Origin of the sequence: Agrobacterium sp. rho-13.3 (genome assembly GCF_033957765.2) — a bacterium.
Classification (GTDB): domain Bacteria; phylum Pseudomonadota; class Alphaproteobacteria; order Rhizobiales; family Rhizobiaceae; genus Agrobacterium.
This window is the reverse complement of record NZ_CP192774.1, coordinates 938208-962908: the sequence shown is the minus strand read 5'-3', so window position 1 is coordinate 962908 and position 24701 is coordinate 938208. Positions and strand designations below refer to the sequence as shown.

The 24701-nt window shown below is 57.3% G+C and carries 21 protein-coding genes; 14 read left to right on the top strand and 7 right to left on the bottom strand.

The genetic code is table 11. The features are described from left to right. Positions 1–8: 8 nt before the first annotated feature. Positions 9–1661 (bottom strand): acyl-CoA dehydrogenase family protein, encoded by a 1653-nt coding sequence (locus RMR16_RS04795; RefSeq protein ID WP_320201916.1) that lies wholly within the window; start codon positions 1659–1661, stop codon positions 9–11. Positions 1662–1805: 144 nt separating this feature from the next. Between RMR16_RS04795 and RMR16_RS04790 the strand changes: the two genes are divergently transcribed. The 4 genes from RMR16_RS04790 to dprA are packed head-to-tail and all read left to right on the top strand — an operon-like array spanning position 1806 to position 5863. Further along, complete coding sequence (locus RMR16_RS04790) at positions 1806–2747, top strand: aspartate carbamoyltransferase catalytic subunit (protein WP_320201917.1); 942 nt, start codon at positions 1806–1808, stop codon at positions 2745–2747. Then, positions 2744–4036 carry a dihydroorotase gene (locus RMR16_RS04785; RefSeq protein ID WP_320201918.1) on the top strand — a complete coding sequence of 431 codons (1293 nt, stop codon included), beginning with the start codon at positions 2744–2746 and terminating at the stop codon, positions 4034–4036. The genes RMR16_RS04790 and RMR16_RS04785 overlap by 4 nt, the downstream gene beginning before the upstream one ends. A 34-nt stretch (positions 4037–4070) precedes the next feature. Then, positions 4071–4688: a glycerol-3-phosphate 1-O-acyltransferase PlsY gene (plsY, locus tag RMR16_RS04780; protein ID WP_320201919.1), complete on the top strand. Its 618-nt coding sequence runs from the start codon at positions 4071–4073 to the stop codon at positions 4686–4688. Positions 4689–4720: 32 nt separating this feature from the next. After that, positions 4721–5863: a DNA-processing protein DprA gene (gene dprA, locus RMR16_RS04775; RefSeq protein ID WP_320201920.1), complete on the top strand. Its 1143-nt coding sequence runs from the start codon at positions 4721–4723 to the stop codon at positions 5861–5863. Here the strand turns inward: dprA and RMR16_RS04770 are convergent. Beyond that, on the bottom strand, positions 5816–6220 hold the full coding sequence (locus tag RMR16_RS04770; protein ID WP_413786051.1) for a hypothetical protein: 405 nt from the start codon (positions 6218–6220) through the stop codon (positions 5816–5818). The genes dprA and RMR16_RS04770 overlap by 48 nt on opposite strands. Positions 6221–6308: 88 nt before the next feature. On the opposite strand from RMR16_RS04770, the gene topA reads away from it, so the two are divergent. The 6 genes from topA to rpmG all read left to right on the top strand — a co-directional run bounded on the left by topA (position 6309) and on the right by rpmG (position 13961). Beyond that, positions 6309–9029, top strand: a complete 2721-nt coding sequence (gene topA, locus RMR16_RS04765) for a type I DNA topoisomerase (protein ID WP_320201921.1) — start codon at positions 6309–6311, stop codon at positions 9027–9029. Next, positions 9026–11374: a ribonuclease R gene (gene rnr, locus RMR16_RS04760; protein ID WP_320201922.1), complete on the top strand. Its 2349-nt coding sequence runs from the start codon at positions 9026–9028 to the stop codon at positions 11372–11374. Before topA ends, rnr begins: the two co-directional genes overlap by 4 nt. A gap of 28 nt (positions 11375–11402) precedes the next feature. After that, positions 11403–11840, top strand: coding sequence for a DUF983 domain-containing protein (locus RMR16_RS04755; RefSeq protein ID WP_320201923.1), 438 nt, complete (start codon positions 11403–11405; stop codon positions 11838–11840). A 46-nt stretch (positions 11841–11886) separates the two neighbouring features. Next, a complete protein-coding gene (locus RMR16_RS04750; RefSeq protein ID WP_320201957.1) occupies positions 11887–12522 on the top strand; it encodes an NUDIX hydrolase in 636 nt (211 codons plus the stop codon). A 9-nt stretch (positions 12523–12531) separates the two neighbouring features. Next, on the top strand, positions 12532–13704 hold the full coding sequence (locus tag RMR16_RS04745; protein WP_320201924.1) for an MFS transporter: 1173 nt from the start codon (positions 12532–12534) through the stop codon (positions 13702–13704). Positions 13705–13793: 89 nt separating this feature from the next. After that, positions 13794–13961 (top strand): 50S ribosomal protein L33, encoded by a 168-nt coding sequence (rpmG, locus tag RMR16_RS04740; protein ID WP_003496403.1) that lies wholly within the window; start codon positions 13794–13796, stop codon positions 13959–13961. 1003 nt (positions 13962–14964) lie between these two features. Here rpmG and RMR16_RS04735 read toward each other — a convergent pair. Beyond that, on the bottom strand, positions 14965–16332 hold the full coding sequence (locus RMR16_RS04735) for a PleD family two-component system response regulator (RefSeq protein ID WP_320201925.1): 1368 nt from the start codon (positions 16330–16332) through the stop codon (positions 14965–14967). Positions 16333–16350: 18 nt separating this feature from the next. Next, a complete protein-coding gene (locus RMR16_RS04730; RefSeq protein ID WP_320201926.1) occupies positions 16351–16722 on the bottom strand; it encodes a response regulator in 372 nt (123 codons plus the stop codon). 129 nt (positions 16723–16851) lie between these two features. On the opposite strand from RMR16_RS04730, the gene RMR16_RS04725 reads away from it, so the two are divergent. Continuing rightward, positions 16852–17160 carry a DUF3572 domain-containing protein gene (locus RMR16_RS04725; RefSeq protein WP_320201927.1) on the top strand — a complete coding sequence of 103 codons (309 nt, stop codon included), beginning with the start codon at positions 16852–16854 and terminating at the stop codon, positions 17158–17160. Positions 17161–17164: 4 nt separating this feature from the next. Here the strand turns inward: RMR16_RS04725 and RMR16_RS04720 are convergent, their stop codons facing one another. Together RMR16_RS04720 and RMR16_RS04715 are read right to left on the bottom strand one after the other, a co-directional pair. Further along, positions 17165–17440 (bottom strand): BrnA antitoxin family protein, encoded by a 276-nt coding sequence (locus tag RMR16_RS04720; RefSeq protein ID WP_320201928.1) that lies wholly within the window; start codon positions 17438–17440, stop codon positions 17165–17167. Continuing rightward, entirely contained in the window at positions 17406–17693 is a 288-nt protein-coding gene (locus RMR16_RS04715; protein WP_320201929.1) for a BrnT family toxin, read from the bottom strand. The genes RMR16_RS04720 and RMR16_RS04715 overlap by 35 nt, the downstream gene beginning before the upstream one ends. A 135-nt stretch (positions 17694–17828) precedes the next feature. On the opposite strand from RMR16_RS04715, the gene RMR16_RS04710 reads away from it, so the two are divergent. The 3 genes from RMR16_RS04710 (at position 17829) to RMR16_RS04700 (ending at position 20877) form a co-directional block, all read left to right on the top strand. Continuing rightward, a complete protein-coding gene (locus RMR16_RS04710) occupies positions 17829–19115 on the top strand; it encodes a DNA polymerase IV (RefSeq protein ID WP_320201930.1) in 1287 nt (428 codons plus the stop codon). Positions 19116–19271: 156 nt separating this feature from the next. Continuing rightward, complete coding sequence (locus RMR16_RS04705) at positions 19272–20510, top strand: L,D-transpeptidase family protein (protein WP_320201931.1); 1239 nt, start codon at positions 19272–19274, stop codon at positions 20508–20510. 76 nt (positions 20511–20586) lie between these two features. Then, entirely contained in the window at positions 20587–20877 is a 291-nt protein-coding gene (locus RMR16_RS04700) for a hypothetical protein (protein ID WP_320201932.1), read from the top strand. Between the two features lie 39 nt (positions 20878–20916). Here RMR16_RS04700 and dnaE read toward each other — a convergent pair whose 3' ends face one another. Continuing rightward, positions 20917–24411, bottom strand: coding sequence for a DNA polymerase III subunit alpha (dnaE, locus tag RMR16_RS04695; protein ID WP_320201933.1), 3495 nt, complete (start codon positions 24409–24411; stop codon positions 20917–20919). Positions 24412–24701: the final 290 nt, after the last annotated feature.

Genomic DNA, 24701 nt, shown 5'->3' with positions numbered 1-24701 from the left:
CCTCAACCTCACGCCACCGGCGGATACAGCAGATCAATGATGTATGTCGGATCAAACCGGCTATCCAGCATGCCGTAGGTGTGGCGGAAGCCGCCGGCCAGGCGGGTTTCGAGAAAGGCGTCGGCGATGCGGCCAGCACCGATGCGGCAGAGTTCGGCGGCAGCGGCGGCGAGTGCGAACTGTTCGACCAGCAGGCGGGCGGCACCTTCGTCGCGTTCACACAGGGCAATTGCGGCGCGCAGCACATCTGTGGTCTTTTTACCGGCAGGGCCGAGATCACGTTCCAGAACTTCGAAGACGAGATCGAACAAGTCCTTGCCGCGCTGGAGAACGCGCAGCACGTCCAGCGCCATGACATTGCCGGAACCTTCCCAGATGGCATTGACGGGAGCTTCGCGGTAATGGCGGGCGATGGGGCGTTCTTCCACGTAACCGTTGCCGCCAAGGCATTCCATGGCCTCATAGATCAGGCCGGGTGCGATTTTGCAGCACCAGTATTTGACGATGGGCGTCATAACGCGGGCATAGGCGGCTTCTGCCGGATTGTTGCGGGCGCTATCGAAGGCGGATGCCAGGCGGAAGGACAGTGCCGTTGCGGCGGCGACGTCCAGCGCCATGTCTCCCAGCACACGCGTCATCACCGGCTGGCTGACCAGCGGTTTGCCGAACACATTGCGACCACGGGTATAATGCACGGCTTCGGCCAGCGAAGCGCGCATCATGCCAGCGGATGAGAGAGCGCAGTCCAGCCGCGTCAATGTCACCATATCAAGAATGGTGCGAATACCGGCACCGGGATCGCCCAGGAGGTAACCGAAAGCATCGGTAAACTCGACCTCGGCAGAAGCATTGGACCGGTTGCCGAGCTTGTCCTTCAGGCGCTGGAAATGCAGGCCGTTGGCAGAGCCATCCTCCAGAAAACGCGGCACGAGGAAGCAACCCATGCCATCGCCCATCTGGGCCAGCATAACAAAGCCATCGCTCATGGGCGCAGACAGGAACCATTTGTGGCCGGACAAGCGGTAGATGCCCTCGCCCACCCGTTCAGCCGTCGTGCGGTTGGCGCGCACATCCGTGCCGCCCTGCTTTTCCGTCATGCCCATGCCTATCGTCACGGCGGTTTTCTGCATGGCGGGCTTTTGTGAGGAATCATATTTGCGCGACAGGATTTTCGGCGTCCATTCCTGCTGCACGCGTGGCGATGCCATGAGCGCGGCCACAGAAGCGTGCGTCATGGTCAACGGGCAGAGATGCCCGGACTCAAGCTGCGAGGTGAGATAAAACTTTGTGGCGCGGGCACGGTGTTCGTTGCCGCGTGTGTCGGGCGTGTTTTCCCATGCGCTGCTGTGCAGGCCTGACGACATGGAACGGCGCATGAGCGCGTGCCATGCGGGGTGGAATTCCACCTGATCCAGCCGTTCGCCACGCGGGCCGTGGGTGTGCAGTTTCGGCACGCTGCTGTTGGCCATGCGCGCCAGTTCCTGCGCTTCCGGCGAGGTAACGTAACGTCCGATCTGGTCGAATTCATCCCGCAGGGGACGCGACAGATTGGAGGTCAAATCCACGATCAACGGGTCTGAGCGATAGGCGTTTATGCCGGACCAGAGGTTAGGCTGGTTGAGTTCGGCAAGCTGTTCTTCGGTCCGGTTCATATTCGTCATCGCGTGGCTTTATATGGATTCGCATTTTATTGCATGTATTAGGTCGAACCCGGCTTATCCCATGCTTGCCGACAAAGCCACCTGTCTTTATAGACCCGTGAACGAAAGCGCGTAGCGCCGCATTGCGACCCGGAGGGCATTCCCATGGTCTATTTTCCCCACCGCCACCTGCTTGGCATCAAGGGGCTTTCCCATCAGGATATTACCACTCTTCTCGATAAGGCTGACGAAGCGGTGCAAATCAGCCGTCAGCGGGAGAAAAAGACTACGACCTTGCGTGGCCTGACGCAGATCAACCTGTTCTTTGAAGCCTCCACCCGCACGCAATCCTCATTCGAGCTTGCCGGGAAACGCCTTGGCGCAGATGTGATGAACATGTCGGTGGGCAATTCATCCGTCAAAAAAGGCGAAACGCTGATCGACACGGCCATGACGCTGAATGCCATGCGCCCGGATGTGCTGGTGGTGCGCCACTCTTCGGCCGGTGCCGCGGCACTTCTGGCACAAAAGGTTGCCTGCTCTGTCGTCAATGCCGGGGATGGGCAGCATGAACATCCGACGCAGGCACTGCTGGATGCACTGACAATCCGCCGCGCCATCGGCAGGCTTTCCGGCATCACTGTTGCGATCTGCGGCGACGTGCTGCATTCGCGCGTTGCCCGCTCCAACATTATCTTGCTGAACCAGATGGGTGCGCGGGTGCGGGTTGTTGCCCCGCCAACGCTTCTGCCTTCAGGCATCGCTGACATGAGCGTGGAAGTGTATCACGATATGAAAGAGGGGCTGAAAGGCGCTGATGTGGTGATGATGCTGCGTTTGCAGCGCGAGCGCATGTCTGGCTCCTTCGTGCCTTCGGTGCGGGAATATTTCCATTATTACGGTCTGGATGCCGAGAAGTTGAAGGCTGCCAAGGAAGGCGCGCTCGTCATGCACCCCGGCCCGATGAACCGTGGCGTGGAAATCTCGTCCGACGTGGCGGATGGACCGCAGAGCGTTATCGAAAGCCAGGTGGAAATGGGGGTTGCCGTGCGCATGGCGGTTATGGAAACGCTTCTTCTTTCGCAAAATCAGGGAGAGCGCGTATGAGCACCGCAACCGTTCTCAAAAATGTTCGCATTATCGATCCTTCCCGCACTCTGGATGAGGTCGGGACGATCATCATCGGTGCTGACGGCACAATTGTAGCCGCAGGCAAGGACGCGCAGAACCAGGGTTTCCCGGAAGGCACGAACGTGCGCGATGCCAAGGGGCTGGTCGCTGTTCCCGGTCTGGTGGACGCCCGCGTTTTCGTAGGCGAACCGGGTGCCGAACACCGCGAAACAATCGAATCTGCATCGCGGGCCGCAGCAGCGGGCGGCGTAACAAGCATGATCGTGATGCCGGATACCGATCCTGTCATCGACGACATTGCGCTGGTGGAATTTGTAAAAAAGACGGCGCGTGACAAGGCGCTCGTCAATGTCTACCCGGCAGCAGCTGTGACCAAAGGGCTGCGCGGCGAAGAAATGACCGAATTCGGCATGTTGAAAGAAGCGGGTGCCGTTGCCTTCACCAATGGTCGCAAGGGACTTTACGACACGCTGGTTCTGCGACGCGCCATGACCTATGCACGCGAGCTGGGCGTTGTGATTTCGCTTGAAACCCGCGATCCATATATCGGTAAGGGCGATATGAATGAGGGGTTGCTGGCAAGCTGGCTCGGCCTTTCCGGCATTCCGAAGGAAGCCGAAATCATTCCGCTGGAGCGTGATCTGCGCATCGCGGCATTGACCCGTGCCAACTACCACGCCGCCAAGATTTCCGTGCGGGAATCGGCAGAGGCGATCAAGGCGGCAAAGGCCAAGGGCGTGAAAGCGACCTGCGGCATTTCCATCAACCACCTGACGCTGAACGAAAACGACATCGGCGAATACCGCACCTTCTTCAAACTTTCTCCACCGCTGCGCGCCGAAGACGACCGCGTGGCCATGGTGGAGGCACTGAAAGAAGGCACGATCGACATTATTGTCTCATCGCATGATCCGCAGGATGTGGACACCAAGCGCCTGCCCTTCTCCGATGCGGCCAGCGGCGCGATTGGCCTTGAAACCATTCTTGCGGCAGCACTTCGCCTGTACCACAGCGATCAGGTGCCATTGATGCGTCTCATCGACGCGCTCTCCACCCGCCCCGCGCAAATCTTCGGATTGGATGCGGGTACGCTGAAACCGGGCGCGAAAGCCGATATCACGCTGATCGATCTCGATGAGCCCTGGCTGGTGTCCGAGAAAAATCTGGTATCACGATCCAAGAACACGCCGTTTGAAGACGCACGTTTCAGCGGTCGCGCCGTTGCAACCTATGTGGCTGGCAAGTTGGTTCATTCATTGTCATAACGTGGCTTGAGAAGCACGATGGGGGAAGACCGGAATGAACGCATTGACTAACTGGGAAACCGCGCCTTTGCTTTTGGCCCTTGCAGCCGTGATTGGCTATTTGCTGGGGTCTATTCCTTTTGGTCTTCTGTTGACCCGCGCAGCCGGTCTTGGAGACGTGCGCAATATTGGCTCCGGCAATATTGGCGCGACCAATGTGCTGCGCACCGGCAATAAAAAGCTGGCGGCGGCGACGTTGTTGCTGGACGCCTTGAAGGGCACGGCGGCGGTGCTGATTGCCCATGCTTTGTGGGGGTATGAAGCTTCGTTGGTTGCCGGTTTCTTTGCGTTTCTTGGCCACCTCTTCCCTGTGTGGCTTGGTTTCAAGGGCGGCAAGGGCGTGGCGGTGTATATTGGCGTATTGCTGGGGGCTGCGCCGCTGATGATGCTGGCTTTTGCCGCTATCTGGCTTGTAACAGCTTTTGTCACAAAATACTCGTCACTTTCCGCATTGGTTGCAATGCTTGTCATTCCGGTTGCATTGTGGCTATTAGGACCGGAGAAAACGGCTCTGCTGGTGACGGTGCTGAGTGTGATTTCCTGGTACATGCACCGGGAAAACATCAAGCGGTTGCTGGCAGGTACGGAAAGCAAAATCGGGAAAAAGGGCTGAAGCCACAAGCTTCGCCCTGACGGGGGCGAAACATGCCGCATGACGGTGACAGCAAACGCGGCATAGCGCTGACCGAGCGGCAGCGGATTGCATGGTTGCGGTTGATCCGCAGCGACAATATCGGCCCTGTTACCTTTCGCGAACTCATCAATCATTTTGGCAGCGCCGAGAAGGCGCTGGACGCCCTGCCCGATCTCTCCCGCCGGGGTGGATCGGCGCGCAGCCCGCGCATTGCGGCTGTTTCCGATGTGGAACGGGAAATCGAAACCGCTGAAAAGTTCGGCGCGCGTTTCGTCGGCATCGGGGAACCGGATTATCCTCCAGCTCTGCGTGAAATCGACGGCGCGCCGCCCTTGATCGCCCTCAAGGGCTCTGGCCGCACGGCGGTTCGCCCCTCCATCGGCATCGTCGGGTCTCGCAACGCATCGATCAACGGGGCGAAGTTTGCCGCCATGCTGGCGCGGCAATGTGGACAGGCGGGTTACACCATTGCATCTGGTCTTGCGCGGGGCATCGATGCGGCGGCCCACAATGCGAGCCTTTCCACCGGCACCGTCGCCATGCTCGCGGGTGGCTTGGACAAGCCCTATCCGCCGGACAATCTGCGGCTGCTGGATGAGATTTACGGCAATGACGGTGCGAGCATCAGCGAAATGCCGTTTGGCTGGGAACCGCGTGCGCGGGACTTTCCGCGTCGCAACCGGCTGATTGCTGGTGTCTCTCTGGGTGTTTTGATTGTCGAGGCGGCGGATCGTTCCGGCTCTTTGATCACGGCGCGGTTGGCGGGCGAGTTCGGGCGGTTGGTGTTTGCCGTGCCGGGGTCGCCACTGGATGCGCGCTGCCACGGCACCAACCGTCTGATCAAGGACGGCGCCATGCTGGTAACGGAGGCAAGCGACATTCTGGATGCGCTGAAACCCCTCATGGAACCCATGCTGCCCATTCAGCATGTTGCGAAAGAACGGTCCGAAGAAACGGAGATATCACCGCCCGGAGATGATGATCGCAGCATTGTCGCTTCGGCACTCGGCCCATCGCCGGTGGAAACGGATGACATCATCCGTCATACGGGGCTGCCGGCCTCCACGGTTTATCTGGTTCTGCTGGAGCTGGATATTGCTGGGCGGCTAAACCGGCACTCCGCGGGTCGGGTTTCTTTGATTATGGCTGAATGAAAGACTGCGCCTGCCAGTTTGAATGTCACCGGCCTCTACATAGGCCATTTCTATAAGGTAACACAGCATGTCAGCGCCTTCGCGCTCTGCAACCGTTCTCAGTTCGGCCAGCATCTGCCTTATGTAAGCCAGATTTTCCGCCGTATTGTCAGCTCCGCTTTGGCTGCTGTCTTCTGCATTCACGACAATATTTACCCCAATTGAACCGGCGAACAGTGATGTACGGCAAAGCGTGTCACTCAACACCAGCAACCATAACTTGTTTATCAAAAATTGCAATCCGTAAGTTGATAACCACAAAGTTGTAACTTGTTGCAACGGCAGAAAAACAGCCCTTGCCTCTTGACCGAAGCGCATTACCTGTCCATGTCGAAATAAAGGTAGCGTTGTTGCGGCTCTAAAAGCGGCAAGGCATGTTAACGGACACGTTCCGAAAGAAGAAAATATGAATGTCGTCGTCGTAGAGTCCCCGGCTAAAGCCAAGACGATCAACAAGTATCTTGGCCCAGGCTATAAGGTGCTGGCATCGTTTGGTCACGTTCGGGATCTTCCCGCAAAAGGCGGGTCTGTGCTTCCAGACCAGGACTTCGAGATGCTCTGGGAGGTCGATCCCGCTTCGCAGAAACGGATGAAAGACATCTCGGACGCCGTGAAGGCCTCCGACGGATTGTTTCTCGCGACCGACCCGGATCGCGAGGGAGAAGCCATTTCCTGGCATGTGCTCGACCTTCTGAGAAAAAAGAAGGTGCTGGGCGACAAGCCGGTGAAACGTGTCGTGTTCAACGCCATCACCAAAAAGGCGGTTCTGGATGCGATGGCGCAGCCGCGTGACATCGACATTCCGCTGGTGGATGCGTATCTCGCCCGCCGCGCCCTGGATTACCTCGTCGGCTTCAATCTTTCTCCGGTTCTGTGGCGCAAGCTGCCCGGCGCACGCTCCGCTGGCCGTGTGCAGTCCGTGTCGCTGCGCCTTGTGTGCGACCGTGAATCGGAAATCGAGCGTTTCGTTTCAGAAGAATACTGGAACATTTCAGCCCTTCTCAAAACACCGCGTGGCGATGATTTCGAAGCCAAGCTGGTGATGGCCGACGGCAAGCGCCTGCAAGCCAAGTCGATCAAAACCGGCGACGACGCCAACCGTTTGAAGACGCTGCTGGAAGGCGCCACATATATTGTCGATACGGTTGAGGCAAAACCGGTCAAGCGCAATCCCGGCCCTCCCTTCACCACCTCGACGCTTCAGCAGGCGGCATCGTCGCGGATGGGCTTTGGGGCATCGCGCACCATGCAGGTTGCGCAGAAGCTCTACGAGGGCATCGACATCGGTGGTGAGACCGCCGGTTTGATTACCTATATGCGTACCGACGGTGTGCAGATTGCCCCTGAGGCCATCGACGCCGCCCGCCGTGCGATTGGCGAGCAATTCGGCGAACGTTATGTGCCGGAAAAGGCGCGTTTCTATTCGACCAAGGCCAAGAACGCTCAGGAAGCGCACGAAGCGATCCGCCCGACGGACTTCAGCCGCACGCCTGACTCGGTGAAGAAATTCCTCGATGCGGACCAGTTCCGTCTTTACGATCTGATCTGGAAGCGTGGCATTGCCAGCCAGATGGCGTCTGCCGAAATCGAGCGGACGACCGTTGAAATTCTGGCCGAAAATGGCGGCGAGAAGGCCGGTCTTCGTGCTGTTGGCTCGGTCGTGCGGTTCGATGGTTTCATCGCCGCCTACACCGACCAGAAGGAAGATGGCGAACAGAGCGACGACAGTGAAGACGGTGGCCGTTTGCCGCAGATCAATGCCCGCGAAAACGTCGCCAAGCAGAAGATCAATGCCAGCCAGCACTTTACCGAACCACCACCCCGTTATTCGGAAGCATCGCTGATCAAGAAGATGGAAGAACTCGGCATCGGCCGTCCTTCCACCTATGCTGCGACGCTGAAGACGCTTGTTGACCGCGAATATATCATCATCGACAAGCGCAAGCTTATTCCGCACTCCAAGGGACGGCTGGTGACGGCATTCCTGGAAAGCTTCTTCACGAAATATGTGGAATATGACTTCACGGCGGATCTGGAAGAAAAGCTCGACCGGATTTCCTCCGGTGAACTGGACTGGAAGCAGGTTCTTCGTGATTTCTGGAAGGACTTCTTTGCGCAGATCGAAGACACCAAGGAACTGCGCGTTACCAACGTGCTGGATTCTCTGAACGAAGTTCTGGCACCGCTGGTCTTCCCGAAACGCGAAGACGGTTCCGATCCCCGCATTTGTCAGGTCTGTGGAACGGGCAATCTGTCTCTGAAGCTCGGCAAATATGGCGCTTTCGTCGGCTGCTCGAACTACCCGGATTGCAATTTCACCCGCCAGCTTTCGTCTGAAAACGGTGCGGAAGCAGATGCTGCGGCGCTGAACGAGCCGAAGGCTCTGGGCGCTGATCCACACACCGGCGAAGAATTGACGCTGCGGTCTGGCCGGTTCGGGCCTTACATTCAGCGCGGCGACGGCAAGGAAGCCAAGCGCTCTTCGCTGCCCAAGGGCTGGAAGCCTGAGGACATCGACCACGAAAAGGCGCTGGCGCTGATCAGCCTGCCACGCGATATCGGCAAGCACCCGGAATCCGGCAAGATGATTTCCGCAGGTCTTGGCCGTTACGGGCCATTCCTGATGCATGATGGCGGTTACGCAAATCTCGAAAGCATCGAGGATGTGTTCTCCATCGGCCTGAACCGTGCTGTAACCGTGATTGCGGAAAAGAAAGCCTCACCGGGCCGTGGCCGTGCATCTACGCCTGCCGCCTTGAAATCGCTGGGCGACCACCCCGATGGCGGCGCGATTACCGTGCGTGACGGTCGGTTCGGGCCTTACGTCAACTGGGGCAAGGTCAATGCGACCATTCCAAAGGCGCAGGCCCCTGATACGGTGACGCTGGACGAAGCGCTGGTGCTGATTGCCGAACGCATTGCCAAAACCGGCACCGGCAACAACGGCAAGCCCGTCAAAGCCAAAAAGGCGGCGGCCCCCAAGAAGGCTGCCAAGGCCGAGAGCGCCGACGGCGAGACAAAGGCGAAAGCCAAGCCTAAAACGGCCGCAAAAACAAAGGCGGCTGCAAAGCCCAAAACCTCTGCCAAACCCAAGGCAGCACCAAAAGCGAAGAAGGCAGAATCGTGAGCAAAGCTCCGCGTAAGACATCCGGTTCCGCGGGCGATGGCTTCGGCCGCACCGGACGCGGAAAAAAAGTCCTCGAGTCTGAAGGCATCATCCATGGGGAAGTTCCGCCCCGCGAAGTGCTGTTGAAATTCATTGCCGAGCATCCCGATCAGGCCTCGAAGCGCGAAATTGCCAAGGCTTTCGGGCTGAAGGGTGAAACGCGCATTGAGCTGAAGGCTCTTTTGAAAGAGCTTGAAACAGACGGTATGGTCCACAAAAGCCGCAAGTCGCTGATGCGACCGGGCGGGCTTCCGCCTGTGACCGTGCTTGATATCACAACACGTGACAAGGATGGCGGCTTGATCGGCCGGCCTGCCGAATGGCCGGAAGATCAGGGCACCGCCCCTGCCGTTATCATTCGCCAATCCTCCGCCGACCGCCACAAGGGCAAAACCCCGGTGGGTGGTCTCGGCGACCGCGTGCTGGCGAAGATTTTCCCGTCCAAGGAAAAGGTTGGCCCGGCCTATACCGCTCGGATCATCAAGGTTCTGGATAAACGTCAGGGCGCTTCGCTGGGCGTGTTCAAGGAAACACCGGGCGGCGGTGGACGCCTGATGCCGATCGAGCGGCGCGGCGACGAAATGGTCATCGATCCCGATGGCGTGGGCGACGCCAAGGACGGCGATCTGGTCGAGGTGGAAACATCCCGCAACAGCGGTCGTTACGGCCTGCCCCGCGCCAAGGTTCTATCTGTCGTCGGCTCCGTTGCGTCTGAAAAGGCGATCTCGATGATCGCCATTCACGCGCACGGCATTCCGCATATTTTCCCGTCAGACGTTCTGGCAGCGGCGGATGATGCCAAGCCAGCAACGATGGCGCACCGTGAAGACTGGCGCAAACTGCCTTTGATCACCATCGACCCGGCTGACGCCAAGGACCACGACGACGCGGTTTATGCGGAGCTGGACCCCTCGCCCGACAACCCGGACGGCGTGATCGTGACGGTCGCGATTGCCGATGTGTCCTATTACATTCGTTCCGGTTCCGCACTGGACCGGGAAGCGCAGAAGCGCGGCAACTCGGTCTATTTCCCCGACCGCGTGGTGCCGATGCTGCCAGAGCGTATTTCCAACGATCTCTGCTCGCTGAAAGAAGGCGTGGACCGCCCGGCGATTGCCGTGCGCATGGTGTTTTCCAAGGAAGGCCGCAAGGCCAGCCACACCTTCCACCGCATCATGATGAAGAGCGCCGCCAAGCTGTCCTACCAGCAGGCGCAGGCGGCGATTGACGGCAACCCGGATGACAAGACCGGGCCGATGCTGGAGCCTATTCTGCGGCCTCTGTGGCACGCCTATGAGGTGATGAAGCACGGTCGCGACCGTCGCCAGCCGCTTGAGCTGGACATGCCGGAACGCAAGATCATCCTAAAGCCGGATGGCACAGTAGATCGCGTTCATATTCCTGATCGTCTCGACGCGCACAAGCTCATCGAAGAAATGATGATTCAGGCCAACGTCGCTGCCGCCGAAACGCTGGAAACCAAAAAACAGAAGCTGGTTTATCGTATTCACGATGCGCCAACCATTGCCAAGCAGGAAGTGCTGCGGGAGTTTCTCAACACCATCGGCATCTCTCTGGTCAAGGGTGGGCAGGTTCGCGCCAATTCCTTCAACGGAATTCTGGCCCGTGCTGTCGATACGCCGCATCAGATCATGGTCAACGAGATGGTGTTGCGTTCGCAGAGCCAGGCCATCTACAGCCCCGAGAACATCGGGCATTTCGGCCTGAACCTGATGAAATACGCGCATTTCACCTCGCCGATCCGCCGTTATGCCGACCTTATCGTGCATCGCGCGCTGGTGGGTTCGTTGGGTCTGGGTGAAGGCGGCATCACGCCGCAGGAAGAAGCCACGCTGGACGACGTCGCGGCCGAAATCTCGACGTTCGAGCGGCGTGCGATGGCGGCAGAACGCGACACCGTCAACCGGTTGATCGCGCACCATCTTTCCCAGCGCATTGGCGAGGAATTCGAAGGTCGCGTTTCCGGTGTCACCAAGGCGGGACTTTTTGTCGCGCTGCCGGAGTATGGCGCAGACGGCTTTATACCCGTATCTACATTGGGTACGGACTATTTCATCTATGACGAGGCGCATCAGGCTCTGACGGGTGAAAAGACCGGCTTAGGCTATCAGCTTGGCGATACGGTTCAGGTTCGTCTGGCTGAGGCCGTGCCGCTTGCCGGCGCCCTGCGTTTCGAAGTGTTGAACGATGGCAAGAAATTGCCAACTGCCACGCGGTCTTTCCACAAGACGACGCGGCGCAGCGGACCGACACCGGGACAAAGGCCACCGCGCAGACGCAGATAAAGACCCATTGGGCTTAGAGGACACGCGCATGACGATCGACACGCAGACAGTGCAGTATGGCGGCAGGCCGGAAGACCGTCCGCTGGGGCGTTCCATCATGCGCGGTCTTCTCAGCCGCTGCCCGGCCTGTGGCAGCGGGCGGTTGTTTGGTGCCTTTCTGAAGCCTGTGGAGGCCTGCGCCGCCTGCGGCGAGGACATGCACCACCAGCGCTCGGATGATCTTCCGCCCTATATCTCCATCATGATCCTCGGCCACGTTGCCGTGGGCGGCTTCATGATGACGGATACGGTGTTTCTGGTGCCGATGTGGGTGCATTTTGCCATCTGGGTGCCGATCACCATTCTGGTTGCGCTGTTGACCATCCAGCCCATCAAGGGCGGCGTTATCGGCCTGCAATGGGCGCTGAAGATGCACGGCTTCGGCACGGAGCCTGACACGAAACACATCGATGGTTCATCCCACTGAGGCAGCGGGTTTGAGCGTCGATTCCGCTGACGAAAAATCACCCTATATGCGTCCGAAAGACGCGGCCTCGATCCTTCTTATCGATCGATCGATGGACAGACTGCGCGTGCTGGTGGGCAAGCGCAGCAGCGCCCATGTGTTCATGCCGGACCTCTATGTCTTTCCCGGCGGGCGGCGCGATCCTCGCGACCACGCTTTGCCCTTTGGCGCTGACCTGCACCCTGCCGTGATGGACAACCTTATTCGATCGGCTGCTCGCCCCCTGACGGCGGCAGGCGCACGCGCCTTGGCGCTGGCGGCGATACGCGAATTGCACGAGGAGACGGGATTGCGCTTCGGCAACGATGCGCGTCAGCAGGAAAGGCCTGATCTTTCCAAGCTTCGTTTCGTGGCCCGTGCGATCACGCCACCCGGCAAGGTCAGGCGGTTCGACACGCGATTTTTCTGTTGTTTTACCGATGAAGTCGGCATCAATCCGGCTGTTTTAAACGATTCGCGAGAGCTGCTTGACCTTCAATGGCTTGACATTCAGGGCAATTCCAGTCTGAACATGGCGCCGATTACACGCCTTGTTCTCGAAGATGTCACAAAGTTCATGATAGGTGATCCTTCACTGCAATTCGAAAGCCCGGTGCGACAATATTTCGAGCGTCGCGGCAAGTTTATTCGCGGCTTTCTATAAAAGGTCTTCATGTCACATCCGAACTGCGACGCCGACGACATTCACTGGCCATCGCTCATTGCCGCCATATCCGCCATATCAGCCGTCGGCATCGCCATCGGCCTTGGCCTGCCGCTTTTGAGCATCATCCTTGAAAAGCGCGGCATCTCCTCCACCATGATCGGCCTCAACACCGCCATGGCTGGCGTGGCCGCCATGATGGCAGCGCCCATCACCAGCAGGCTGGCGCATGATTTCGGCGTCGCGCGCACCATGATGACGGCTGTGGTCATATCCGCCATCAGCGCTCTGGGCTTTTATTTCGCCGATGCTTTCTGGATGTGGTTTCCGCTGCGAATCGTCTTTCACGGCGCAACCACCATGCTGTTCATCCTGTCCGAGTTCTGGATCAATGCCGCAGCACCGCCCAAACGGCGCGGTCTGGTGCTGGGCATGTATGCCACCGGCATGGCCGTGGGCTTTGCAGGCGGACCATTGCTGTTCTCAGCCTTGGGCAGTGAGGGAATCACGCCGTTTCTCGTCGGCTCCGCGATTATTCTCCTGGCTGCTATCCCGATCTATCTGGCGCGCCATGAAAGCCCCGATCTGGACGAGAAGCCCAACCACCATTTCGTTCGCTACATCTGGCTGGTGCCGATGGCCTCCGCCGCTGCCTTCGTCTACGGCTCGGTGCAGGCGGGCGGGCTTTCGCTGTTTCCGATCTATGCGACTCGCGAAGGTTTCAACGAATCACAGGCCGCCTTGCTTTTGACCGTCATGGCCATCGGCAACATGGCCTTCCAGATCCCCATCGGGATGCTGTCGGACCGCATCAAAGACAGACGCATTCTGTTGGGGCTTATGGCGTTTACGGGCGTCGTAGGCACGCTTGCGCTGCCTTTGCTGGTGGATAACTGGGTGTTGCTCTCATCGCTGCTGTTGCTCTGGGGGGGCTGTGTTTCGGGCATGTATACGGTGGGTCTGACCCATCTCGGTTCTCGTCTCACCGGTTCAGACCTGGTTGCAGCCAATGCAGCCTTCATCTTTTGTTACGCGATGGGCACCATTGCAGGCCCACAAACCGTCGGCATTTCCATGGATGTGCTGGGAACAGACGGTTTTGCCTGGGCTTTGGCATTGTTTTTCGGGCTTTACGTCGTTCTTTCCATAGGCCGTTCAGTTTTCGGATCAAAACAGACTTGACTTTTCGGGCGCGATCCGTAGTTTCGCGCCAGATTTAGCCGGGATCGAACAGGCCCACGGCTCACTAATTTGTTAAAGGCAGGACGACCATGGCGAAAGCTACAACAATCAAGATCAAGCTGCTGTCGACGGCCGACACAGGTACATTCTACGTCACCACAAAGAACAGCCGTACTTTCACGGACAAGATGACAAAGACAAAGTACGATCCAGTCGTACGCAAGCACGTTGAATTCAAGGAAACGAAGATCAAGTAATTTCCTTTGCATCCTATGCACAAAAGCGCGCCCTTCGAGGCGCGTTTTTTGTTTGTGCGGTGTTGTGGAGAAACCGTCGACAATTGACGGCGGCGGGTGTGGCCTACCCCCCTCTGGCCTGCCGGCCATCTCCCCCACAAGGGGGGGAGATCGGAAGGCGGCAGGCTTCTCACTCCATTCGCAACATTAGAAATGCGCGAGAGATCGCGGCGATTCGATCTCCCCACCTGTGGGGGGAGATGTCCGGCAGGACAGAGGGGGGCAAGCCACACCCACTGCCATAGATGATGAAAACGCTGCGCATCGACAAACAGACCGATTGCGATTTCGAACCAAAGCAGCAACCAAGACAAAATCATGTGGGGTTGGCGAAATTGAAAGGCGGTCGACCGGGACAGCAATGACAGCACGAGGAACCGTTCAAAAGCGTCGCCGGTCGACCAACCCCAAGACCCAGGAGATGCGGCGGACCTGAGCACCATGGGGTATTCGAAACGCACTGGCTCTCCTCAAGGGGCAAGCAGTGCCGTATTCAACTACCTTCTTCCGCTTTAACACCGTGATTGAAGTTGGGCGCCAGTGCAGAAGTTATCGTGTTGAATAAAGTGTCGCGTAAGACATAAAGAAAATCAACAAATTATTAATCGAGTGACGTTTTGATCGTTTGATATGGTTAAATATCCCGTGATGAGACAGAGTAATACGTAAAATAGCGCATATTAATACATAATAATTACCATTAATTTCATAGGATCCATGCGTGGGCTCTGAAATAACGATTTTGGATGCACTTGGGTGTGAGACCAACGGATCGGCTTGTATCAAGAAAATCGTGACGTTCGATATCCGGCAAAGCTTTTTTTAACTGTGAAAAATAGAGCGGTCCTTATAGGCCATGCGGGTTAGCGCATTTTCGCAGCGCGTGATGTTATTACTGGCGAAACGGCCCAACCATTGTTGTTCGCCTATACTATTATGAAAAACAACAATCGAATTTTGGAAATCACGCCGCTGAGGCGACCACGCGGTTGCGGCCCGTGTTCTTCGCTTCATAAAGCGCACGGTCTGCCTGCCGCAACAATTGTTCAGGCGTTTCCACCGCAACGGTGTTTGTGGCAATGCCCAGCGATGCCGTTATGTGCAGCTCGCGCCCGGAACGCAGAACGAAGGGCCGGTCTTCGATGATGGAGCGAAGGCGCTCTGCCACGGATGCTGCCAGATCGACGGAGGTATCCGGCATCACCACCACGAACTCCTCGCCGCCATAACGGCAGGCGAGATCCGCACCGCGCACCGTGGAGCGCAGCCGTGTTGCGAATTCACGCAGCACTTCGTCTCCGGCATCGTGGCCGTGAGTATCGTTGACCTGCTTGAAGCGGTCGATATCCGTTATGCACACCGACAGCGGCCGCCCACGGGCCGCGGCACGGTTGAACAGTATTTTCAGATGGTTATCGAGATACCGGCGATTGTTAAGGCCAGTCAGGCCATCAATAACGGCCAGTTCCATCGTATGGTTGAGGTTTTCGCGCAGGCGGTCGTTGAAGCGCTTGCGCTTGATCTGCGTCAGCGTGCGGGCCACCAGCTCATTCGGATCAAGCGGGCGGACGATGTAGTCATTCACGCCAAGGTCCAGCGCGCGCACGACCATCGCGTCATCGCCCTGCTCCGTCACCAGCAGCAAGGGCAAGAAGCGTGTGCGCTCCAGCGAGCGGAGCTGCGAACACAGACGCAGCGGATCAAAATTATCGAAATTGGAATTGACGATGACCATCTCATAGTCATTTTCCGCAGCCTCGAACAAGGCATTGCCCGGCTCTGCCAGCGCGAAAACCTCCGCCACCGGCTTCAGTGCCTTGATGATGCGTTCCTGCGAGGAGGCGCGGCCATCGACCAGCAACACGCGGCCAGGCTTCTCCACGGCACCACTATCGCCAATGGGATCGCCCACGCCAATCGTCTTGGCGGTTTCTGCGCGGAAACGCAGTTCGTCACTCATGGTCTTGAGACGCACGAGGCTTTTCACACGCGAAATAAGCTGGAGGTCGTTGACAGGCTTGGTCAGAAAATCATCCGCACCGGCTTTAAGGCCGCGCACGCGGTCGGCTGGCTGGTCCAGCGCCGTGACCATGACAACCGGGATATGCGCAGTCGTTGGGTTGGCCTTGAGGCGCTCACACACCTCGAAACCATCCATATCCGGCATCATAATATCCAGAAGGACGATATCGACCTGCTCATTGTTGCAGATCGCCAGCGCTTTTGCGCCACCATCCGCCGTGAGAACATCGAAATATTCCGCCGAAAGGCGCGCTTCAAGCAGCTTCACATTTGCCGGTATATCGTCGACGACCAGAATTCTCGCAGTCATTCGCCTACCCTTGTGGCCTCAAGCATCGCCAAGATATGTCTTGATCGTCTCAATAAACTTAGGAACGGAAATCGGCTTGGACACGTAGGCTTCGCAGCCCCCCTGGCGAATCCGCTCCTCATCCCCCTTCATCGCAAACGCTGTAACGGCAATGACGGGTATTACATGAAGCTCGTCATCTTCCTTCAGCCACTTGGTAACTTCAAGTCCTGAAACCTCGGGCAACTGGATATCCATAAGAATAAGATCAGGACGATGCTTGCGGGCGAGATCGAGAGCTTCCATACCATTGCGGGTCTGGATCGTGGTGTAGCCGGACGCCTCTATCAGATCGCGAAAGAGCTTCATGTTCAGCTCGTTATCTTCAACTATCATGACCTTTTTGGGCATGGCGGCAGTCCTCGTTCCACTTTGAAACCATTTCATACACATATAGAGTGCCAGAGAACCGATTCCATTATCCCCATCGGCGCCATGCTAATGGGATTTGGTTGAGAAATAGGTAACTTCAGTCAGCAAATGTCATACGACACGAAAAACGATAAGATCGTCCCCAAAGACAGCCATGAAACGGCAATCGCCATACTTGGCTGGCTGGCGGGTGAGCCGGATATGCTTGCGCGCTTTCTGGCCCTCAGCGGCCTGCAACCCAACATGTTGCGTCAATCGGTCAACGACCCCGGTTTTCTCGCCGGTCTGACGGATTTTCTCATGAGCCACGAACCTGATCTCATGACGTTTTGCGAAGCCACCGGCACCAGACCGGAAGACGTTGCCGCAGCATGGCACCAATTCTCCGGTCCGGGAATGGACTCAGCGGACTTTTAAGCGCTCAGGACCGCTGAGATTTCTGCTTCAGCACGGTTTGCGCATAGGATTCCAGCACGGAATTCATGCGGGTTTGATATCCTTTGCCCGTCGCCTTGTACGCTTCAACGACGGACTTTTTCACGCGCAACGTGATCTGCTGCGTTCCTTCCGGCTCGATGTATTTGGCACTGGCCCAAAAGCTTTCATCAAGTTCTGGAATATCGCTGTAGTCGATCGCCTCGTCGGGCAACGCCGCAAGTTCTTCAAGACTCAGTTCTTTTTCGTATTTCTTCGTCATAACGCCTTCTTTCGCGGCGGTTCGCGGCACGGGCCGAAATGAGTCTCATTTTGCCTGCGCGATCCGTATGGATCACGGCCAGGACAACGACACCCTCGATTTGACCGATGGAACGGTATCTCGTTTCAGCATAATCATTTCGATCATCCACGAAGGACAGAACCGGTCCTTCAAAAATTCGAACCGCCAATGCAAAGCCGATGCCGTGCTTTTCCAAATTAATGCGGTTCTTTTTCTCGTCCCATTCAAACATGCCAATCCTTGGGAACTACAATTGTAACTACTTTAAAAAAAAATACCATAGGTTATCATCTGCGTGATGATGCCCTCTTGAGCGGTGGAAGGCAAAGGATTATGGTCGGCGACGTTCCCTTTTTGTTTCCGAGCCATGGCCGCTTTACGTTCGAACTACGATCCCGGTTTCTGCCGAGACTGTCTGGTTGGCCAGCCGGAGGGTGTAAGGCGTTGCCGCAAGTGTGGCAGCCCTCGCCTCGTCTACCACGCCGAACTTTACGATCTCTCGATTGCGCATATCGATTGCGATGCGTTTTACGCCTCGGTTGAAAAACGGGACAATCCGGAGCTTGCCGACAAGCCGCTAATCATTGGCGGAGGCAAGCGCGGTGTGGTTTCGACCGCCTGTTACATCGCCCGCATTCACGGGGTGCGTTCTGCCATGCCAATGTTCAAGGCGCTGGAGGCTTGCCCGCAGGCGGTCGTCATTAAACCGGACATGGAGAAATACGTCCGCGTTGGCCGGGAAATCCGCACCATGATGCAGGATTTGACGCCACTGGTGCAGCCGATTTCCATCGATGAGGCGTTTCTCGATCTTTCCGGCACCGAGCGGCTTCACCATGATCCGCCTGCCCGCGTGTTGGCGACGTTTGCACGGCGGGTTGAAAAGGAAATCGGCATTACCGTTTCCGTCGGTCTTTCCTATTGCAAGTTTCTGGCGAAGGTGGCGTCCGATTTGCAAAAGCCACGCGGGTTTTCCGTTATTGGCGAGAAAGAGGCGATGGCTTTTCTTGCGCCGCGCCCGGTGACCACGATCTGGGGTGTCGGCAAGGCTTTCGCGTCCACATTGGAGGCGGATGGCATTCGCCTCATTTCACAATTGCAGGAGATGGAAGAAAACGACCTGATGCGGCGTTACGGCTCCATGGGTCAGCGGCTGTTTCGGCTTGCGCGCGGCATTGATGACCGCGACGTGCACACCAACGATCCGGCCAAGAGTGTTTCGTCCGAAACCACATTCTTCAACGATATTTCTCGCAACGAAGATCTGGTGCCCATCCTGCGTTCGCTGTCTGAAAAGGTGGCGTGGCGGTTGAAGAGAAGCGCGGTTGCGGGCCACACTGTCGTGCTGAAAATGAAGACCTCCGATTTCAAATCCCGCACCCGCAACAAAAGGCTGGAAGACCCGACGCAGCTTGCCGACAAGATATTTCGCACCGGTATTTCGCTGTTAGACAAAGAAACGGACGGCACCAAGTTTCGCCTGATCGGCATTGGCGTGACAGACCTGTGTGACCCCACGCTGGCCGACCCGCCCGATCTCGTGGACAAAAACGCCGAACGGCGTGCCGCCGCAGAAGCGGCCATGGACAAGCTGCGCGAGAAATTCGGCAAGGGAACGGTGGAAACGGGCTACACGTTCGGAGCGAAAAAATGAGCTGTTTACACACGGTCGTGATCGGCACTTAAAAGCTTCATTAAATCCCGTAGGCTAATATGCATCTTAACAAGGTCGCGATGTTTCTGCTGCGGCCATAAACTCCCATGCCTCGCGTTTTTCGACGGCATGTTTTGTATCGCGTTGGGGGTAGACATGATGTTGCGTGCTTTTGTGGGGGCTTGTCTCCTGTCGACCTCTGTTCTGGTGCAGGCGGCCTTTGCCGCTGACGCGCGCAGCTTGCAGGTGATCGTTTCCAAGAACGATCAATCGCTTTCACTGTACGAAGATGGCGAACTGGTCGCGACATCGAAGGTTTCCACCGGCAAGGCGGGACACGATACGCCGAGCGGCATCTTCTCCATTCTGGACAAGCGCAAATACCACGAATCCAACATTTATTCGGCAGCACCCATGCCGTTCATGCAAAGGCTGACATGGTCCGGCATTGCGCTGCATGAGGGACATGTTCCGAATTACCCCGCCTCGCACGGCTGCATCCGTTTGCCCGCGAAATTTGCGAAGGCGCTGTACGGCATGACCGGGCGTGGTGTGCATGTGATTATCTCCGATGCCGCCATTGCGCCGCGCCGCATCGAGCACCCTGCCCTTTTACAGTTCAAAGACGGCGGTAAGGACGGCCTTATGCTCTCCGACGTCGAGCTTCGCCCGGCAAACTTCGATTCCTCGCTGAAACTGGTGGAAGTTGCCGTCAATCAAACGACGAATTCGGTCACAACCAAATCCGCTCCCAGAGCGCAGACGCCGCCGCTGCGCATTCTCATCACCCGGCGTGGCGAACGGGAAAAAGTGATGGATGTTCAGCGGTTGCTGACGAGCATCGGCTTTGATGCGGGCGTGCCGGATGGATATTCGGGCCAGATGACGGTCAACGCCATCAATGCGTTCAAGCGCTGGAAGAACCTGAAAACGACCGGTCCGCTGGTGAGTGACGATATGGTCGATGCGCTCTATGCATCGGCAGGTGCAGAAGCGGCCCCCAATGCACAGATCATGGTGCGGCAGAATTTCAAGCCGCTTTTCGAAGCGCCGATACACATCAAAGACCCGCAAGTTGCGCTGGGCACACATTTCTTCGAAGTCATCGACATCGATCATGACAGCGGCAAGGCAGAGTGGAACGGGCTGACGCTGGAAAACCATCTGCCAACCGCAGCACGCAAACGGCTGGGCATCGATGTGGCAGACGCACCTGGAGGCTCCGACCAATTGAGTGCTGTGCTGGACCGTATCGACATACCGGCAGACATTCGCACACGGCTCGAATCCGAGCTTTCCACCGGCAGTTCCATCACCGTTTCCGACCTGAGCCACGGGCTGGAGACCGGTCAGGGCACGGACTTCATCACCATTACGCGAGACAGGTCGATCTAACGCCACGTTAGGTGTTGGAACAAACGACTATCGCAAACGTTGAATGGCTCATCATCACACGTTGGGGAGCCTGCAAATGACCATCAAGCATGTAGCAGCGGCAATTCTCGGACTGGCCTGCATATCAGCCGCCGAGGCACCTCAGAATTACCGGCTGTATTCAGGGCCGGATGTGACCAGTGATCCGGTGATTCTATCGGTCTATGACAGGGCACTGGACAAGTGCACCGTCGAGGCCAGTACGCCGCCACGCGGCACGGTCTATCACGCATCCTATTATTACAACGCGGCGCTGAGGGCCTGCCTCTATCGCCAAGGCTTCGTTGATCGTGGCGCAGATGCATTTCCGACCAACAGCCTGTTCTGAAACTGAGTCAAGAAACCGCAACAAGCGGTTGTTTTTGAATCAGATCAGCTCAACATCGATGACACCGGCGGCGGAGCGGAAGGCTGCGCCGATTTCCGGTGAAATGCGGTATTTGCCCGGCAGTTCCACTTCGATCTCACGCTGGCCTTCGTCCTTGATGACAATGAAATAGACCGAACCATCGCCCTTGTTGAGATGGTGCACCAGTGTTTTCAGCGGGCCGGAATCGCGCACATAAACGCGCAACGCCTTTTGCATCTGGACGGATTTTTCCTCCAGAGACTGTGCGGTCTGGATGCGAAGTCCGATGCCTTCCGGACGCTCTTCGGCCTGCACGGTAATCACCAGCGACTTGCCGACCTCCAGCAAATCCCGGTACTGGCCGAGCCCTTCGGAAAACAGCACGGCTTCATATTGGCCTGACGCATCCGAGAAGGTGACGATGCCCATCTTGTTGCCGGTTTTGGTTTTGCGCTCCTGCTTGCCGGTGACGGTTCCAGCCAGACGCCCAGCCGTTGCGCCCTGTTTCACGGCCACGGTGAAATCCGCGATGTTCTGGACGCGCAGCTTATCGAGAACGGCGCGGTAGGTATCGAGCGGGTGGGCGGTGAGATAAAAGCCCAGCACCTGATATTCCCGCAGCAGCTTTTCAGACGCCAGCCATGGCTGATAGGCGGGCAGAACCAGCTTTTCCGGGCCAGATGCGCTGCCGGAACCGAACATGTCGTGCTGGCCGGTAACGCGGGTTTCCTGTGCGCGCTGCGAATAACCGATGATGCGGTCCAGCCCGCCAATAATTTCAGCGCGGTCCTTGCCAAAACAATCGAAGGCACCGGCATTGGTCAGGCTTTCCAGAACGCGGCGGTTGATCTGCTTGGGATCGATGCGCAGGCAGAAATCTTCGATGCTGGCGAAAGGCGTGTCACCCCGCACCTCGACGATATGATCCACCGCGCCTTCGCCCACGCCTTTCAGCGCGGCAAGCGAATAATAGATGCGGTTTTCACCAGGCTCGAAGCGGCGATAGGACGTCTGCACCGACGGCGCGACGACTTCGATGCCCAGACGACCCGCATCCTGACGGAAATCATTGACCTTTTCCGTGTTGGCCATATCCAGCGTCATGGAAGCCGCGAGGAATTCCACCGGGAAATGCGCCTTCATATAGGCGGTCTGGTAGGACACGATCGCATAGGCGGCTGCGTGCGATTTGTTGAAGCCGTAATTGGCGAACTTGGCCAGGAGGTCGAAAATCGTGTTGGACTGCGCCTTCGACACATTGTTTCGGATCGCGCCGTCCACGAAACGTTCGCGCTGCTGGTCCATCTCCTCCTTGATCTTCTTACCCATGGCGCGGCGCAGAAGATCGGCTTCGCCGAGGGAATAACCGGATAGAACCTGGGCGATCTGCATCACCTGTTCCTGATAAACGATAACGCCCTGCGTTTCCTTCAGAAGATGGTCAATCGTCGGGTGGATGGACTCGAGTTCTTCTTCTCCATGCTTGCGCGCATTATAAGTTGGAATGTTTTCCATCGGGCCGGGACGGTAAAGCGCCACCAGCGCAATAATATCTTCGATGCAGTCCGGGCGCATACCGATGAGCGCCTTGCGCATACCCGCACTTTCCACCTGAAACACGCCGATGGTTTCGCCACGCGACAGCATTTCATAGGTCTTCGTGTCATCCAGCGGGATGGCGGCCAGATCGACGGAGATGCCGCGCTTGGCAACGAAATCCACCGCAACCTTCAAAACGGTCAGCGTTTTCAGACCCAAAAAGTCGAACTTGACCAGACCGGCGCTTTCCACCCACTTCATGTTGAACTGTGTGACGGGCATGTCCGAGCGCGGATCGCGGTACATCGGCACCAGCTTGGACAGCGGGCGGTCTCCGATGACGATACCGGCGGCGTGGGTGGAGGCGTGGCGGTAAAGCCCCTCGATTTTCTGGGCGATATCCAGAAGGCGGGCAACGACGGGTTCCTTGTCGGCCTCTTCCTGAAACCGTGGCTCCTCTTCGATGGCCTTGGACAGCGGCGTCGGATTGGCCGGATTGTTCGGCACCAGCTTGCAGATTCTATCGACCTGACCGTAAGGCATTTCCAGCACGCGGCCCACGTCGCGCAGCGCCGCACGCGCTTGTAACGAACCGAAGGTTATGATCTGCGCCACCTGTTCGCGGCCATATTTGCGCTGAACGTAACGAATGACCTCTTCGCGGCGATCCTGACAAAAATCGATGTCGAAGTCGGGCATCGAGACACGTTCCGGGTTGAGGAAGCGTTCGAACAGCAAGGAGAAGCGAAGCGGATCGACGTCGGTAATCGTCAAAGCGTAAGCGACGAGAGAACCCGCACCGGAACCACGGCCCGGTCCAACCGGAATGTCCTGTTGTTTTGCCCATTTGATAAAGTCGGCAACGATGAGGAAGTAGCCGGGAAACTTCATGCGCTCGATAACGCTGAGTTCGAAATCCAGCCGGTCGCGATATTCCTGCTCGGTATATCCCGGCGCCATGCCAAGCGCTGCCAGGCGCATATCCAGACCTTCCACGGCCTGACGGCGCAGCTCCTGCCCTTCGGCGCGATCTGCCTCTTCGGGGTCTTCACTGGCACCGGTAAAACGCGGCAGGATCGGCCCACGCTTTTTCAGTACATAAGAGCAGCGCTGCGCGATCTCGATGGTGTTTTCCAGCGCTTCGGGAATGTCGGCAAACAGGGCCACCATTTCGGCGCGGCTTTTGAGATAATGATCCGGCGTCAGACGGAAGCGGCTGTCATCGGACACGATGGCGTTGTGGGCCACGGCCATCAGGGCGTCGTGGGCATCATAATCCGCACGCGACGGGAAAAACGCTTCGTTGGTCGCCACCAGCGGAATGTCATGTTCATAGGCCAGCGTCAGCATACGCCGTTCATGGGCGCGGTCGAAATTGCCTTGGCGTTGCAATTCGATATAGAGCCGGTCGCCGAACAGTTCTTTCAGCAGCAGAAGCCGTTTGGTCGCTTGCGCCGCATGGCCTTCTCTCAAAGCCATATCGACAGGACCACCGGATGCGCCGGTCAGAACGATCAGACCGGCATTGCTGGCCTCTTCCAGCCAAGCCCTGGTAATGCAGACGGAAGGACCAGTCGACTCGCCGTCCAGATAGGCACGGCTGATGAGATCAACGAGCCGTTCATAGCCTTGTGCATCTGTGGCAAGCATCACGATGGATGGCAGCTTTGCGAGAGTGTTGTTGCCGCGCTTGTCATCGGTGGCTTCCTGCAAGTCGATGGAGACCTGACAGCCGATGATAGGTTGCAGCCCTTCGTCACGCGCTTTTTCGGAAAACTCCAGCGCGACGAACAGATTGTTGGTATCGGTGATGGCGATGGCGGGTTGACCGTCACCAACGGCCTTTGCCATGATTTTTTTCAAGGGCAACGCGCCCTCGAGCAGAGAATAAGCCGAATGCACCCGAAGGTGAACGAAACCGGGCGTTTTCAGGTCTGCGCCGGCTATGTTGCCGCTCACCAAAGTATCGCCCATTTTAACGCCATCCCGCCATTCTGATTCAGCGGGATTTTCGGACTTCCTGAAGGCAATGTCCACTGCCTAAGGTCAAGTTTACACGTCATTCCGAAAAGGAAATGACGATGGCACATCACATGGAAGTGAGGATTACCGAGAAGCTGGCAACGAAGACAGCGATGGAAGCAAAGGCAGCAATGTCGCGGATAATGTCGGTCATTTGTCTCTCCTTACTCGTTATGTTCTAAGTTTGTTCTCATTTTGTTTCTGTGTCAACAGGTTTTCTTTAGCTGCATCTTGTCAACGCA